9 protein-coding genes and 4 tRNA genes are annotated in these 14,702 nt (G+C 70.0%); 5 read left to right on the top strand and 8 right to left on the bottom strand.

The window, feature by feature from the left end:
• Positions 1-66: 66 nt before the first annotated feature.
• The 5 genes from OH735_RS19675 to OH735_RS19655 form a co-directional block, all read right to left on the bottom strand.
• Entirely contained in the window at positions 67-1,653 is a 1,587-nt protein-coding gene (locus tag OH735_RS19675; protein ID WP_406382824.1) for an FG-GAP-like repeat-containing protein, read from the bottom strand.
• Positions 1,653-3,788, bottom strand: a complete 2,136-nt coding sequence (locus OH735_RS19670; protein ID WP_406382823.1) for an FG-GAP repeat domain-containing protein — start codon at positions 3,786-3,788, stop codon at positions 1,653-1,655. The genes OH735_RS19675 and OH735_RS19670 overlap by 1 nt, the downstream gene beginning before the upstream one ends.
• A 241-nt stretch (positions 3,789-4,029) precedes the next feature.
• Positions 4,030-6,216, bottom strand: coding sequence for a DEAD/DEAH box helicase (locus OH735_RS19665; RefSeq protein ID WP_406386646.1), 2,187 nt, complete (start codon positions 6,214-6,216; stop codon positions 4,030-4,032).
• Positions 6,217-6,455: 239 nt separating this feature from the next.
• Positions 6,456-7,046, bottom strand: coding sequence for a hypothetical protein (locus tag OH735_RS19660; RefSeq protein WP_406382822.1), 591 nt, complete (start codon positions 7,044-7,046; stop codon positions 6,456-6,458).
• A 178-nt stretch (positions 7,047-7,224) separates the two neighbouring features.
• Positions 7,225-7,575, bottom strand: a complete 351-nt coding sequence (locus OH735_RS19655) for a metallopeptidase family protein (RefSeq protein ID WP_266747485.1) — start codon at positions 7,573-7,575, stop codon at positions 7,225-7,227.
• Positions 7,576-7,905: 330 nt separating this feature from the next.
• Here OH735_RS19655 and OH735_RS19650 point away from each other — a divergent pair.
• The 3 genes from OH735_RS19650 (at position 7,906) to OH735_RS19640 (ending at position 8,190) form a co-directional block, all read left to right on the top strand.
• Positions 7,906-7,978, top strand: a tRNA-Glu gene (locus OH735_RS19650).
• 38 nt (positions 7,979-8,016) lie between these two features.
• Positions 8,017-8,091 (top strand) — tRNA-Asp (locus OH735_RS19645).
• Positions 8,092-8,113: 22 nt separating this feature from the next.
• Positions 8,114-8,190, top strand: a tRNA-Phe gene (locus OH735_RS19640).
• Between the two features lie 38 nt (positions 8,191-8,228).
• Here the strand turns inward: OH735_RS19640 and OH735_RS19635 are convergent.
• Genes OH735_RS19635 through OH735_RS19625 form a run of 3 tightly spaced genes read right to left on the bottom strand, consistent with a single transcriptional unit; the run spans position 8,229 to position 10,380 of the window.
• Positions 8,229-9,077: a cytochrome c biogenesis CcdA family protein gene (locus OH735_RS19635; protein ID WP_406382821.1), complete on the bottom strand. Its 849-nt coding sequence runs from the start codon at positions 9,075-9,077 to the stop codon at positions 8,229-8,231.
• Complete coding sequence (locus OH735_RS19630) at positions 9,074-9,907, bottom strand: DsbA family protein (protein ID WP_406382820.1); 834 nt, start codon at positions 9,905-9,907, stop codon at positions 9,074-9,076. The genes OH735_RS19635 and OH735_RS19630 overlap by 4 nt, the downstream gene beginning before the upstream one ends.
• Positions 9,908-9,966: 59 nt before the next feature.
• On the bottom strand, positions 9,967-10,380 hold the full coding sequence (locus OH735_RS19625) for a hypothetical protein (protein WP_406382819.1): 414 nt from the start codon (positions 10,378-10,380) through the stop codon (positions 9,967-9,969).
• Positions 10,381-10,536: 156 nt separating this feature from the next.
• Here OH735_RS19625 and hrpA point away from each other — a divergent pair, with 156 nt between their 5' ends.
• Together hrpA and OH735_RS19615 are read left to right on the top strand one after the other, a co-directional pair.
• The gene (hrpA, locus tag OH735_RS19620; RefSeq protein WP_406382818.1) at positions 10,537-14,496 is read left to right on the top strand and encodes an ATP-dependent RNA helicase HrpA; all 3,960 of its coding nucleotides are present in this window, start codon (positions 10,537-10,539) and stop codon (positions 14,494-14,496) included.
• Positions 14,497-14,611: 115 nt separating this feature from the next.
• Positions 14,612-14,686: transfer RNA gene (locus OH735_RS19615), tRNA-Asp, on the top strand.
• Positions 14,687-14,702: the final 16 nt, after the last annotated feature.

Below are 14,702 nucleotides of genomic sequence, written 5' to 3'. Positions count from 1 at the left end.
CCGTGCGTCCCGCGCCTCAGCCGATCCGCGCGTCCCGCGCCTCAGCCGATCCGCGCGTCCTGCGCCTCAGCTGATCCGCGTGTACTTCTTCCAGCGCGTGTCGGCCAGCTTCTTCGGCGCCGAGAAGCCCCCCGTGTGGTTCGCGTTGTAGAGGTACACCGCGCCTGCGGGCGTCCGCGCGAGGATGTCCTGACGCCCGTTGTGGTCCATGTCGCCGCTGCCGACGATCGCGTTGTACTTGCCCCAGCCCGATCCGATCTTCGTACGTGGGGAGAAGCCGCCCTTGCCGTTGCCGCGGTAGAGCCAGAGCACCCCGGCGCCGTCCCGCGTCACGATGTCCGCGCGGCCGTCGCCCGACAGGTCCCCGCGTCCCGCGATGGCGGTGTAGCTCTTCCAAGTGGTGACCTTCGTACGGCCGGCCAGGGAGCCGTCGCTCCTGCCGCGGTGGAGCCAGACCACACCCGAGGTGTCACGGGCGAGGATGTCGGGAAGGCCGTCGCCGCTGAGGTCGCGGGCGGCGACGATCTTGTTGTACTTGGACCAGCCGGTGCCCAGTTTCACCTTCGGGGCGTCGCCGACCTCGCCGTACGCGAGCGGGTTGGGAATGCGGTAGAGCGTGCCGCCCGGTGTACGGGCGAGCAGGTCGCCCTTGCCGTCGCCGCCCAGATCGCCCAGTTGCGTCAGGAAGTCGAAATCGTCGTCCCAGTCGAGCATCGAGCCCATTCTGTCGACGTAACAACCGTCCAGCTTGCCCTGCTGGTTCGTGGTGCAGAGGTCGATGAGGTCGCTGGGTTCCCGCGCCAGGACCGAGCCGCTGATCCGTTCGTCGAGGTCGACGTCACGGGCCCAGTCGGTGATCGTGGACCGGTAGGAGGAGATCCGGGTGTAGAGGCGTACCCCGCCCGCGACACAGCCGGTGGCCCTGGTGGCCGATATGGCGATGAGCTTGCCACCGCCGACGAGCGCTCCGCCCGCGTCGCCGAAGCACTGGTCCTCGTCCGCGACGGGGGGAGCGCCGGGCGCCGGTACGGTGCAGAGCGTGCCGCCCGGCAGCGTGCGGCCGAGCAAGGTGGCGCAGGTCGCGGCCGACTTGAGCACGACCTGCTCGGTGTGACGGACCCGCGGGGCGTCGTCCAGGTCCAGGCCGGACCACGAGTAGAACGTCGCCTTGGCGCCCGTGGCGTACAACGCCGTGTCGCTCGGCGAGGCCATCACGGGCTTGCCGTACGAGGCCGGCGTCGCCCGGATCGCCACCGAGACCGCGCCCCGCCGCGTGGCGGCGTCGTACGTCGGATGGCTCCGGTAGCGCGGATCGCTGCTACCTCCCCGCAGCAGGCCGCTCTTCAGGTCGTGGTCCCACTCCATGTCCGCGTGGCTGCGGCCGGTGAAACAGTCGGGCGTGGCCAGCGTCCGGGTCTTGGACAGGGTGATGCCCGTGCAGGCCCGGTGGGAGCCGTCCGCGTCGTCGGAGTAGTGGAGCGGTATGAGCCACGAGGGAACCGTCGTGGCCGCCTGGGCCTGTGGCGTGGAGCCCAGCAGCCCGGCGAGTACGGCACCGGCCGCCGTCACGGTGGTGAGCGCCCGGCCCACCGCAGGGGGGCCCGTCCGGAGCCGCGGAGCCGTCCGGAACGCCGTGCGAAGTCTGATTCCCATCAGAAAATCCCCTTGTAGCCCTGCCACCCGGTGGCGATCTTCGTACGCGAGCCGAACGACCCCTTGCCGTTGCCGTTGTTGCGGTAGAGATTGCCGGAGCTGTCCCGCTCGACGAGGTCGGCCTTCCCGTCACCGGTGATGTCTCCCACCCCGACGATGGTGTTGTACGAGGCGCCCCACGCGGAGAAGACCTTCACCCGTTCCTTCAGCTTCCCGGTGGCGGTGCCGTCGTAGCGGTAGAGCGTGCCGTCCTTGTGACGGGCCAGCACATCGCCGTACCCGTCGCCGTTGAGGTCTCCGGCGCCCACGATCTTCGTGTAGGCGGTCCAGGACGAACGGATCTTCACGCCGGCCTTCAGCTTGCCGTGGCCGTCGTTGGCGAAGAGGTAGATGTCGCTGGTCGACGCCTTGCGCGCGAGCAGGTCCGTGCGGCCGTCACCGGTCAGATCGCCCGGCGCGGTCAGGACGTTGTAGGCGTTCCAGCCCGTGCCGAGCGAAGTGTGACTGCTGTTCGGGGTGTATGGGGCGCCGCACTTTCCGGCGTACCGGCGCAGCTCCCCGTTCGGCATCCGTACGAGCATCTCGGAGCACCGGTCGCTGCCCATGTCCCCGAACGGGATGGCCACCGTGCCCTTGGACCAGCCGGAGCCGGAGCGCTTCCAGTCGAACTTGCCCTTGCCTTCGGTGTAGTGGAGGGTCAGGGCGCCTGCGGAGTTGAGCGTGACCAGCTCGCCGAAGTCGTAGCCGCCCTGGTCGTGATGGCCCTGGACACCGCCGGAGACCGAGATCTTCCCGCTCGTGGTGTACGTGCCGCCGCCCTTGGCGGCCCTGGCGGTCAGCGTCCAGGTGTGGACCCCGTTGGTCGGGTAGCCGCCCTTGTCTGTCCGGCCGTCCCAGTTGACCCCGACCTCGGCACCGGGACCGCCGGAGAGGGTACGGATCGCCCGCCCGCGGATGTCCTTGACCACGAAGGTCCAGGTCGCGGGCGCGTTGAGCTGCCAGGTGCTCTCCCAGTTCTGGCCGCCGCCGCTGTTCTTGAGATCGATGTACCCGGCGTTGAGATCCGACTCGATCTTCGCGAGCGGCTGCGTGGGCACCCCGCTCTCCACGATCCGGATCGACTTGTCCGGGCCGACATACGCGATGTCGCCGCCGAACTTGTCCACGGCCCAGGTCAGCCGGCGCTGGTCGGCGGTGCCGCCCGCGGGCAGGTCCGCGATCTCCCGGGGCGGTGCGGCCTTCCCGGTGTGGAAGTCGGTGAGCAGCAGTTTCCCGGCGGTCCGGTCGTGCCGGACGAGATAGCCGTCGCCGACGAGCGCGGCGCCGGGCGCCACGGTGACGCTCTTCTTCGCCGTACGGTCGTACACCCCGGCGGCACCGCTCGGGCCGCAGTTCCAGTAGATCCAGCGGCTGACGGTCTGGAGTTCCTTGATCACGCACGGGGCGCCGGTGGCGACGGTCTGGACGACCTTCTTCTGTTCGAGGTCGGTCGCGGTGACGGCTCCGGTGGTGGAACTCGCCGTCCACAGCCCCGATCCCCATACCGAGGCGGCGGTGATGGACCGGGTCATCCGCACATCCGACCTGCGGACCCCGACGTCGTCGATGTACTGCTTGCCGGTCGATGCCGCGTTGTAGACGAAGTAGCGTCCGGTCGCGTCCACGAACTGACCACCGGTCACAGCGGGTTCGTCGGAGCTGTGGTAGCTGTTCCCCGTCAGCCAGATCTGGGCGGTTTCCCGGCCGTTGTCGACGAAGAAGCGGCCCATATGGCCGTTGCCGGTGGCACGCAGGAGTACGCAGGAACCTGCGTCGCACGGCACACGCTTCGCATGCGCACCGGTGGCGAAGGTGTCCACGTATCCCATCGAGGTGGGAGCGCCCACCGTCGCCCCGCCCGGGGAGACCTGACGGGCGAACGCGAACTGCGGGCCGCTCGGGGCGACTTCCACCGTGTTCAGCACTCCACCGGCGAAGTCGATGCCCCAGACACCGTTCGTCGCGATGGGTGCCGGCGCGTCCGCGGCGACGGCGCCCGGCACCGTGCCGAGACCGGCCGCGACCACGGTGAGAGCGGCCAGCGCGGCAACACGGCGCCGGGCGCCACGACCGCGTGAATAAGCAAGGCGAGCCAAAAGGGTCAGTCCTCCCCGGAATGCCCGAAGGCATGAAGGGCACAGATGATCGACGGCGGCCCGCCGTAAAGGAATCACGTAGAGCTCGCAAAGCCCCCCGGCCCCGCCCCTGTGCGAGTGGCCGGATGCTAGCAGTGGTCACTCATGTGAGGGAAGCGAAAAGAAAAGCGGGCCCGCTCGCAAAGAGCGGGCCCGCTTTCCGTGGACCTTTCAGCGGACCTTCAGCAGGTCCTCACGGCGTTCAGCCGTTGCGCTTCCAGCGCGGCTTGTCGTCGCGGCGGCCGAAGGAACCGGTGTTGGTGCCGGTGCCGCGGTGGTCGTCACGGCGGCCGGTCGGACGGTCGCTGGCGCCGGAGCGGAAGCCGCCCGACGGACGGTCGTCACGACGGTCACGGTTGAACGGACGGTCGCTGCCGCCGGAGCGGAAGCCGCCCGAGGGACGGTCGTCACGACGGTCGCGGTTGAACGACGGACGGTCGTTGTCACGACGGTCGAAGGAACGGCCACCACGGTCGTCACGACGGTCGTTGCCGCCGGAGCGGAAGCCGCCCGAGGGACGGTCGTCACGACGGTCGCGGTTGAACGACGGACGGTCGTTGTCACGACGGTCGAAGGAACGGCCACCACGGTCGTCACGACGGTCGTTGCCACCGGAGCGGAAGCCGCCCGAGGGACGGTCGTCACGACGGTCACGGTTGAACGACGGACGGTCGTTGTCACGACGGAAGCCACCCGACGAACGGTCGTCACGACGCTGGAAACCACGGTCGCCACCGCGGTCGTCCCGACGGTCGTTGCCACCGCGGTAGCCGCCGCGGTCGCCGCCACGGCTGTCCCGGCGGTCGAAGTTGCCGCGGTCGTCCCGACGGTCGTCACGGGCGGAGGGCTGCTCCGGTACGGAGACGGCGGCCTCGATCGCGGCCTCCGCCTCGGCGGCGGCCTCGGCCACCGCCGTCTCCGGGTCGTCGCCCCGCTCGCGCGCGGCACGGGCGACGAGGCGGTCGGCCTCCTCGCGCAGCTCACCGGCGCGGCGCTGGACGCGCTCCAGTTGCTTGGTCAGGTCGGCGACCTCGCGCTCGGCCTGCTTCGCGGCGTTGTTCGCGGAGTCGGCCTGGACCTCGGTCAGCGAACGGGCGCCGGTGATCTCGGCGACCTCCGGGTCAAAGGCACCCGCGCCGCCCACGATGTGACGCGAGGCGTCGACGCCCGCGTCCTCCATGAGGCGGAAGATCTGCCGACGCTGGTGCGGCAGCGCCAGCGAGACGACGACACCGGACTTGCCGGCCCGGGCGGTACGGCCCGAGCGGTGCAGGTAGTCCTTGTGGTCACCGGCCGGGTCCACGTTCAGCACCAGGTCGATGCCGTCGACGTGGATACCGCGGGCGGCGACGTCGGTCGCGACGAGCGCGTTGACGTAACCGTCCTTGAAGTCGGCGAGGACGCGGGTACGGGCGCCCTGCGTCATGCCTCCGTGGAGCGCGTCCGCCTTGACGCCCGCCTCGACGAGCTGCTCGGCGATGCGGTCGGCGCCCAGCTGGGTGCGGACGAAGATGATGGTGCGGCCCTTGCGGGCGGCGATGGCGGAGGTGACCGGCGCCTTGTCCTTCGGCTTCACGACGAGGACGTGGTGCGTCATGGTCGTGACGTTGCCCTGGGCGCTGTCGACCTCGTGGCTCACCGGGTTGTTCAGGTAGCGCTTGACCAGCGTGCCGATCTCGTTCTCCATCGTGGCGGAGAAGAGCATGCGCTGACCGCCGACCGGAACCTGGTCGAGCAGCTCGGTGACCTCGGGCAGGAAGCCCAGGTCGGACATCTGGTCGGCCTCGTCGAGGACGGCGACCTGGACGTTCTCCAGGGAGCAGGCGCCCCGGTTGATGATGTCGCGCAGCCGGCCCGGGGTGGCGACGAGGATGTCGACACCGCGCTCCAGCGCGTAGATCTGGTTGCCCATCGACGTACCGCCGCAGACGACCTTCATCTTCAGGCCGAGCACGTCGCCGTACGGCTGCAGCGCGTCCGCGACCTGCATCGCGAGCTCACGGGTCGGGGTGAGGATGACCGCGCGGGGCTTCTTCTTCTCGGTGTGGCCGCCGGCCAGCGTGGCCAGGGTCGGCAGACCGAAGGAGAGCGTCTTGCCGGAGCCGGTACGGCCGCGGCCCAGGATGTCCTTGCCGGCCAGGGCGTCCGGGATGGTCGCGGCCTGGATCGGGAAGGGCGCGGTCACGCCGTTCTGCGCGAGCTTGCGGACGATGCCCTCGGGCAGGCCCAGGTCCCCGAAGGTGACGGTCGGCTCGGCGTCGGCGTCGTCAGCCGCGTCGGTACCGGCCTGCTCGGCCCGGGGTGCGTCGGCCTCGACGGAGGCAACGGCCTCGGCGACGACGGCCTCTGCAGCCTCGATGAGCTCGACGTTGTCGACGTTCTCGGGCATGACGGTGTGGTCAGAACTGGAAATTGACATGCGAAATGCGAAACCTTCCGGAGTCTCGGCACGCGCCCGTAACTCCGTGATTCGCAATTTCGACCGCCTCAATGCGGTCCAGCCACGGCAAGGGAGAGTACGCGCCACACGGCGCGCTTCTGTTTCGGCGCCGGGCAATGGGATCAAACGATCTACTACCATACGCACTCCCCCCCACATCGCGCAAACCGCCCTCCTTCGGCCCCCCACTACACCGGCTCCACCTGCGGTGATACGTCCGGCGTCCGCAGCGACGACGGCTCCGTCGGCGCACTCATCGCGTCGTTACGGAGCTGGGCCCCTGACGAAGCGGACGGCTGCGGCAACGGTTCCGGGGGCTCCTGGTCCGGGTCCGGGTCCGGGGAAGCGGGCGGCTCGGGGGTGGCGGGCCCGGACGGCGGCGGGGATTCGGGCCGCTGCGGCACGCCGGGCCCCGGCTGCGAGGCCGAGGGCGCGGGCAACCCACCACCCGGCGCCGCCCCCGAATCCCCGGGCTCACCGGGCTCCGCGCCGGGGCGTACGCCACCGGGCCCGCCCGACGGCTCGGCGGAGCCGCTCGGCTCCGGAGGCTCGGCCGCCTCCCGCTCGGAGTGCGCCTCGGCACGGCCACCACCGGTGCGGCCGCTGCCCGTGCCCGCCACGGTGCCGCCGTCCGGCTCGACCCCGCCGCCCTTCGACTCGGACGACGGCGAAGACGAAGGTTCCCCTCCGTCGTCACCGACGCTCATGCAGCCTGTGGACGCGGCGACCGTCACGGCGATGACGGACGCCCACCGGACGGGGGCGGAGAACTGGCGCACGGGAGGCACCTCCGGGGGACGAAGAGGGTGGGCGGGGCGGTACGGGAAGGGGTGGGGACACCGTGCCCAACTCCCGCAGCCCCGCCGGGGACACGCCCCGTCCCGGCCCGCACACCTCCCGCCCGGCACCCTCGGCCCGCCGCGCCGCCCGCACCGTGCCCGCGCGGCGCCCGTGCGCTCAGCCGTAGCCGAGCGCGTGCAGCCTCTCGTCATCGATGCCGAAGTGGTGGGCGATCTCGTGGACGACCGTGATCTCGGTCTCGGCCACGACGTCCTCGCGCGACTCGCACATCCGCAGCGTCGGCCCGCGGTAGATGGTGATCCGGTCCGGCAGCACCCCCGCGTACCACTCGCCGCGATCGGTCAGCGGCGTGCCCTCGTACAGCCCGAGCAGCTGCGGATCACCTGGGTCCGGTTCGTCCTCGACGAACACCGCGACGTTGTCCATCAGCCGCGTCAGCTCCGGCGGGATCCGGTCCAGCGCCTCGGCGACCAGTTCTTCGAACTCTTCGCGCGTCATCTCCAGCACCCCGCCATTGTCCCGTACGCCCGATCGGCATGGGCCCCGACCGCACCGCACACCGTGTGCCGCCCCGCCCGACACGGGCGGCGGCCCAGGTCAGCCGCTCTCCGCAGGGGGAGAACCCGGCCGGAGCGGCCCCTTCGCCTATTCGGTTTGGCTGACGTCGAAACGCCGTAGTACAGTCTCCGACGTGCCCAAGGGCGCCGGTCAGGGCTTGACCGTTCTGAGACCCCAGAGGTTGAAGGAAAAGTGGAACCTCTTGAGGGGAAGCGGAGCTCAGACGCTTCTGACGCCCTCCGGGGCGACAGACACAGAAGCAGCAGCACAAGCAGTTCTGCCCTCATCGTCTAGTGGCCCAGGACGCCGCCCTTTCAAGGCGGTAGCACGGGTTCGAATCCCGTTGGGGGCACGCACAACCTTGTGCGACACTTAGTCGCACAACAGCTTGGTCCTGTGGAGCAGTTTGGAGTGCTCGCCACCCTGTCAAGGTGGAGGCCGCGGGTTCAAATCCCGTCAGGACCGCTGCAGCCCTTATGAGCTGCGTGGCTGGGTAGCTCAGTTGGTACGAGCGATCGCCTGAAAAGCGATAGGTCGCCGGTTCGATCCCGGCCCCAGCCACCACCCGAAGGCCCCGTCCGATGGACGGGGCCTTCGCCGTGTCAGGCCTCTTCCCGGTCCGTCGAGTTCACGCCCCGGCCGCGCCACGCCCGTACCGCCAGCACCAGCAGCACCACCGCGACCACGGCCACCAGCGCCATGGCGTCCGGCACGTGCTCGCCGATGCGCTGGGCCCACTGCTCGACGGCGAACGAGTCGTCCACATTCAGCAGCCCGGGCAGCGCGGTCGTCCCGTCGTACACGAGGAACAACGCGCCGAGCCCGATGAAGAAGAGCCCCGACAGCAGCGTAGTGGTGTGCAGCTCGAAGCGGCCGAGCCGGAAGGTGCGGCCGCGCAGCCAGGCCCGGCGGCCCAGGTCGAAGCGTTCCCAGAGCAGGGCGAGCAGAAAGAGCGGGACGGCCATGCCCAGGGCGTAGACGGCGAGCAGCAGTCCGCCGTAGACCGGGCTGCCGCTGACCGCCGCGACGGTCAGGACGCTGCCGAGGATCGGTCCCGCGCAGAAACCGGCCAGTCCGTATACGGCCCCCAGCGCGTAGACGGATACGGCGGTGGTCGGGCGGATCCGGCCGCTGAGCGCGGCGATCCGGCGCGAGGCGAAGCCCAGGCCCACGATCTGCGCGATGCCGAGCACGATGATCAGCCACCCGGCGCCGAGGACGAGCGCGTCGCGGTGGCTGTAGAAGAGCCGTCCGGCGTACGAGCCCACGGCGCCGAGCGGGACCAGGGTGGTGGCCAGACCGGCGTAGAAGATGCCGGTGCGGGCCAGGAGCCGTGAGGTGGAGTCGATGGAGTACGCGAAGAAGGCCGGCAGCAGCAGGGCACTGCACGGGCTGACCAGGGCGAGCAGTCCGCCGAGGAAGGCCGCGAAGTAGCCGATGTCGGCCGTCATTTCGCGCCGTCCTCGGCGCCCGGGGTGTGGCCACCGGTCTTGGCGTCCTCGGTGCCGCGGGCCTTCTCGGCGGCCTCCTCGATGGCCCCGGTGAAGGTCTCCAGCGGCTGGGCTCCGGCGATCGGACGGCCGTTGATCAGGAACGACGGGGTGGAGGTCGCCCCGATCCCGTATCCCTGTTCCTGGTCCTTGCCCACCGCGGCGGAGGCGGCGGAGCTGTCCGCGTCGCGCGCGAACCGGTCGAGGTCCGGCACGCCCGCCTGCTGGGCCAGCGCCTTCAGCCGGTCCTTGCCGAAGCCCTTCTCCATGACCCCCTCGGCGTACGCCGCACGGTGGAACTGCCAGAAGCGGCCCTGCTGTCCGGCGGCCCAGGCGGCCCGGGCGGCGGCCTCGGACTCCGCGCCGAAGATCGGGAAGTTGCGCCACTCGATGCGCAGCGTGCCGTTGTCGACGTACTTCTTCACCAGGGCGGGTTCGGTGTCGCGGGCGAACTTGGCGCAGTAGCCGCACTTGAAGTCGGCGTACTCGATGAGGACGACGGGCGCGTCCACCCGGCCCTGGGCGAGCTTGTCACCGGCGTCACGCCGGGCGAGCCCGGCCAGTTCCGGGTAGACGCCCGCGTCCGGGTCGGTCGTGGCATCGGCGACCGACGAGGAGGAGGACGAACCGGAGTGGTCGGGGGCGGTGGCCCAGTAGGACACGAGGCCGAGCAGCGAAGCGGCGAGGACGACTCCGGCGCCGTAGATCAGCGGCTTCTTGGACGACGACGCCGTACGTGACGCTGCCGTACGCGCGGACGAGGATTTGGGCGTGGGCTTGGACTTGGGCATGCGGGACTCCGTGCTGGCGATGCGGGAGGGATGGGAAACGGCCGGGCGGGAGGGGCCGTCTACACCCTCAGTACGGAGAGCTCGACCGGAGTGGGCGCGGCGGACACGGGGCCGCGCGGCCCTATCCGCACGGGCGGGGGGACCGGTCCCTGTCCGGTGGCGGCGGGCAGACCCCACGCGGCGAGGCCGGGTGCCTGGTCGTGCGCCGCACGGGTCCGGCCCGGCAGAGCCGGCTCGCCGTCCTCGTGTTTCCGGCTCTTGCCGCACCCCGGCGTCCCGTGCCTGTCCGTGGCCGACGCGACGGCCGCCCCGGGGCCGTCCGGCACGGCGCCCTTGGCGGGGCCGTCCGAAACCGCCGGCCTTCCGCCGCCTGCCTCGGCACCCACGACGGCCGTCGCCGGTCCGCAGAACAGCCCCAGTACGACCGCGAACACCGCCACCAGGCAGCACCACTGCGTACGGGACACGGACACGGCGACCGGCCTTTCCGGACAGAGGCAACGGTTGATCAGCTGCCCGAAATGGTACGTGCTGTGTTCCCGCGCCTCCGCGCAGTGCCGGTCCGGTGACCAGGAACGCACGAAATGCGTTCGCCGTTCCGCGGGCCCGGGTGCGATCCTGGGACCCGTATGTCTACTTCCTTCGCTGATCTCCAGTCACAGCTCGGGCGCCTCTCGCTCCGCGATGCGCACCGGCTCGGCCGCCGTCTCGAAGGGGCGCGCCGGATCCGTAAGCCCGAGGCCCGCCAGTCCGTGCTGGACGAGATCGCCACCGAGGCCGCAAAGGCAGCCGGGCGGATCGCGCTGCGCGCCGAGCGGATGCCGGTCGTGTCCTACCCGGAACAGCTCCCGGTCAGCCAGAAGAGGGACGAGATCCTGGAGGCGATACGCGACCACCAGGTCGTGATCGTCGCCGGGGAGACCGGCTCGGGCAAGACCACACAGATCCCGAAGATCTGTATGGAGCTGGGGCGCGGGGTCCGGGGCGTGATCGGGCACACCCAGCCGCGCCGGATCGCGGCCCGTACGGTCGCCGAGCGCATCGCCGACGAGCTGAAGACCCCGCTGGGCGAGGCGGTCGGCTGGAAGGTCCGCTTCACCGACCAGGTGAACCCCGACGCGACGTTCGTCAAGCTGATGACGGACGGCATCCTGCTCGCCGAGATCCAGACGGACCGCGAGCTGCGCGCGTACGACACGATCATCATCGACGAGGCCCACGAGCGGTCGCTGAACATCGACTTCCTGCTCGGCTATCTGGCCAGGCTGCTGCCCGTGCGCCCGGACCTGAAGGTCGTCATCACGTCGGCGACGATCGACCCCGAGCGGTTCGCGCGCCACTTCGGCGAGGCCCCGATCGTCGAGGTCAGCGGACGTACGTACCCCGTGGAGGTCCGTTATCGCCCCCTGCTCGAAGAGGAGGGCGACGACTCCGACCGCGACCAGATCACCGCGATCTGCGACGCCGTCGACGAGCTGCAGTCGGAGGGTCCGGGCGATGTCCTGGTCTTCCTCTCCGGCGAGCGCGAGATCCGCGACACCGCGGACGCGCTGATCAAGAAGAACCTCCGCCACACCGAGGTCCTCCCCCTCTACGCCCGCCTCTCGCACGCCGAGCAGCACCGGGTGTTCCAGCGCCACACGGGACGCAGGATCGTGCTGGCGACCAACGTCGCCGAGACGTCGCTGACCGTTCCCGGCATCAAGTACGTGATCGACCCGGGCAACGCCCGGATCTCCCGCTACAGCCACCGCACCAAGGTCCAGCGGCTGCCGATCGAGCGGATCTCGCAGGCCAGCGCCAACCAGCGCAAGGGCCGCTGCGGCCGCACGTCGGACGGAATCTGCATCCGGCTGTACTCCGAGGACGACTTCCTGACCCGTCCGGAGTTCACCGACCCCGAGATCCTGCGTACGAACCTCGCCTCCGTCATCCTCCAGATGACCGCGGCCGGCCTCGGCGACATCGAGAAGTTCCCCTTCATCGACCCGCCGGACCACCGCAACATCCGCGACGGCATCCAGCTCCTCCAGGAGCTCGGCGCGCTGGATCCGGAGGAGAAGGATCCGAAGAAGCGGCTCACCCAGCTCGGCCGGAAGCTCTCGCAGCTGCCCGTCGACCCGCGTCTGGCCCGCATGGTCATCGAGGCCGAGCGCAACGGCTGTGCCCGCGAGGTCATGGTGATCGCGGCCGCGCTCTCCATCCAGGACCCGCGCGAGCGGCCCTCGGAGAAGCAGACGCAGGCCGATCAGCAGCACGCCCGCTTCAAGGACGAGACCTCCGACTTCCTGGCGTTCCTGAATCTGTGGCGGTACATCCGCGAGCAGCAGAAGGAGCGCGGCTCGTCCAGCTTCCGCCGGATGTGCAAGCAGGAGTATCTGAACTTCCTGCGCATCCGCGAATGGCAGGACATCTACGCGCAGCTGCGTACCGTCGCGAAGCAGATGGGGATCCACCTCAACGAGGAGGACGCACCCGAGCAGTCGGTGCACACCTCGCTGCTGGCCGGGCTGCTCTCGCACATCGGGCTGAAGGACACCGAGAAGAACGAGTACCTCGGTGCCCGTAGCGCCAAGTTCGCGATCTTCCCCGGATCGGCGCTCTTCAAGAAGCAGCCGCGGTTCGTGATGTCGGCCGAGCTGGTCGAGACGTCCCGGCTGTGGGCGCGGGTCAACGCCAGGGTCGAGCCGGAGTGGATCGAGCCGCTGGCCCAGCATCTGCTGAAGCGCACCTACAGCGAGCCGCACTGGGAGAAGGACCAGGCGGCGGTAATGGCATACGAGCGGGTCACGCTGTACGGGGTGCCGATCGTCGCCCAGCGCAAGATCAATTTCGGCCGTATCGACGCTGAGACGTCCCGCGATCTGTTCATCCGCAACGCCCTCGTCGAGGGCGACTGGCGGACGCACCACCAGTTCTTCCACGACAACCGCAAACTCCTCGGCGAGGTCGAGGAGCTGGAACACCGCGCTCGGCGCCGCGACATCCTCGTGGACGACGAGACGCTGTTCGACTTCTACGACCAGCGCATCCCCGAGCACGTGGTCTCCGGGGCGCACTTCGATTCCTGGTGGAAGCACAAGCGCCGCGACGAGCCGGACGCGCTGGACTTCGAGCGCTCGATGCTCATCAACGAGAAGGCCGGGGCCGTCACCAAGGACGACTACCCGGACTCCTGGCGGCAGGGGAAGCTCAAGTTCCGTGTCACGTACCAGTTCGAGCCCGGCGCGGACGCCGACGGTGTGACCGTCCACGTCCCGCTCCAGGTGCTCAACCAGGTCACCGCGGAGGGCTTCGACTGGCAGATCCCGGGCCTGCGCGAGGAAGTGGTCACCGAACTGATCCGCTCGCTGCCCAAGCCGATCCGCCGGCACTACGTCCCCGCGCCGAACTACGCGGACAAATTCCTCGACCGGGCGGTCCCGCTGCAGGAGCCGCTGCCGGTCACGCTCGCCCGTGAGCTCCAGCGCATGGTCGGTGTACCGGTCACGGCCGACGACTTCGACCTGACCCGCGTGCCGGACCACCTGAAGATCACGTTCCGGATCGTCGACGAGCGGCGCCGCAAGGTGGCCGAGGACAAGGACCTGGAGGCGCTGAAGCTCCAGCTGCGCCCCAAGGCCCGTCAGGCCCTCTCCAAGGCCGCCGCGGCGACCGCTGGGCCCACGGGCGAGTCCATCGAGCGTTCGGGCCTCACGGACTGGACGATCGGCACGCTGAACCGCGTCTTCGAGACGGATGGGGTCTCCCCTGGTCGAGCGAAGTCGAGAACTCGGGGAAGGGCCGGGCAGCCGGTCAAGGCGTATCCGGCGCTCGTCGATCAGGGCGAGACAGTGGCCGTACGGCTCTTCGACACCGAAGCCGAGCAGCAGCGGGCGATGTGGCTCGGCACCCGCAAGCTGATCATGCTGAATGTGCCGGTGAATCCGGCGAAGTTCGCCTCCGACAAGCTGACGAACCAGCAGAAGCTGGCCCTGTCCCGCAATCCGCACGGCTCCATCCAGGCGCTCTTCGAGGACTGCGCGACTGCGGCCGCCGACCGGCTGATCGGCGCGCACGGCGGCCCGGCGTGGGACGAGGAATCGTTCCGGAAGCTGTACGACAAGGTGCGCGCCGACCTCGTCGCCCTGACCGAGCACGCCGTCAAGCAGGTCCAGCAGGTGCTGGCCGCCTGGCAGTCCTGCGAGCGGCGCCTGAAGACCACCAACAGCCTGGTCCTGGTCGACAACGTCACCGATGTACGGGACCAGCTCGCGGCCCTCGTGCCACCGGGCTTCGTCACCGCGACCGGGCTGCGCAGGCTGCCCGACCTGATGCGCTATCTGGTCGCCGCGGACCGCCGGCTCCAGCAGATGCCGACGGCCGTCCAGCGCGACACCACGCGCATGGAGAAGGTCCACGAGATGCAGGACGAGTACGCCTGGCTGCTCGAACAGCTGCCGCAGGGCAGGCCCGTGCCGCAGGAGGTCCTGGACATCCGCTGGATGATCGAGGAGCTCCGGGTCAGCTATTTCGCGCACGCCCTGGGGACGGCGTACCCCGTCTCCGACAAGCGGATCGTGAAGGCGATCGACGCGGCGGCGCCGTGAACGCGCCCCGGCCGGGCCCGTAACGGAGTCACCACCTTCGGTGAGGTCGACCGGACCCTCTGACCTGCTGTACAGTCTGTCTTCGCAGCCAGCCGCAAGGCAGCCGCGAAAACCTGGTCCTGTGGAGCAGTTTGGAGTGCTCGCCACCCTGTCAAGGTGGAGGCCGCGGGTTCAAATCCCGTCAGGACCGCAGTAACGAAAGCCCG

Origin of the sequence: Streptomyces sp. NBC_01618, assembly GCF_045209435.1 — a bacterium.
Classification (GTDB): Bacteria; Actinomycetota; Actinomycetes; order Streptomycetales; family Streptomycetaceae; genus Streptomyces.
This window is presented reverse-complemented; position numbering and strand designations above follow the sequence as displayed.

Bases quoted from the DNA above. Each gene is read 5' to 3' on its own strand.
- OH735_RS19675 (WP_406382824.1), bottom strand. From the start codon at position 1,653: ATGGGAATCAGACTTCGCACGGCGTTCCGGACGGCTCCGCGGCTCCGG.
- OH735_RS19665 (WP_406386646.1), bottom strand. From the start codon at position 6,216: ATGCCCGAGAACGTCGACAACGTCGAGCTCATCGAGGCTGCAGAGGCC.
- OH735_RS19635 (WP_406382821.1), bottom strand. From the start codon at position 9,077: ATGACGGCCGACATCGGCTACTTCGCGGCCTTCCTCGGCGGACTGCTC.
- OH735_RS19630 (WP_406382820.1), bottom strand. From the start codon at position 9,907: ATGCCCAAGTCCAAGCCCACGCCCAAATCCTCGTCCGCGCGTACGGCA.
- hrpA (WP_406382818.1), top strand. From the start codon at position 10,537: ATGTCTACTTCCTTCGCTGATCTCCAGTCACAGCTCGGGCGCCTCTCG.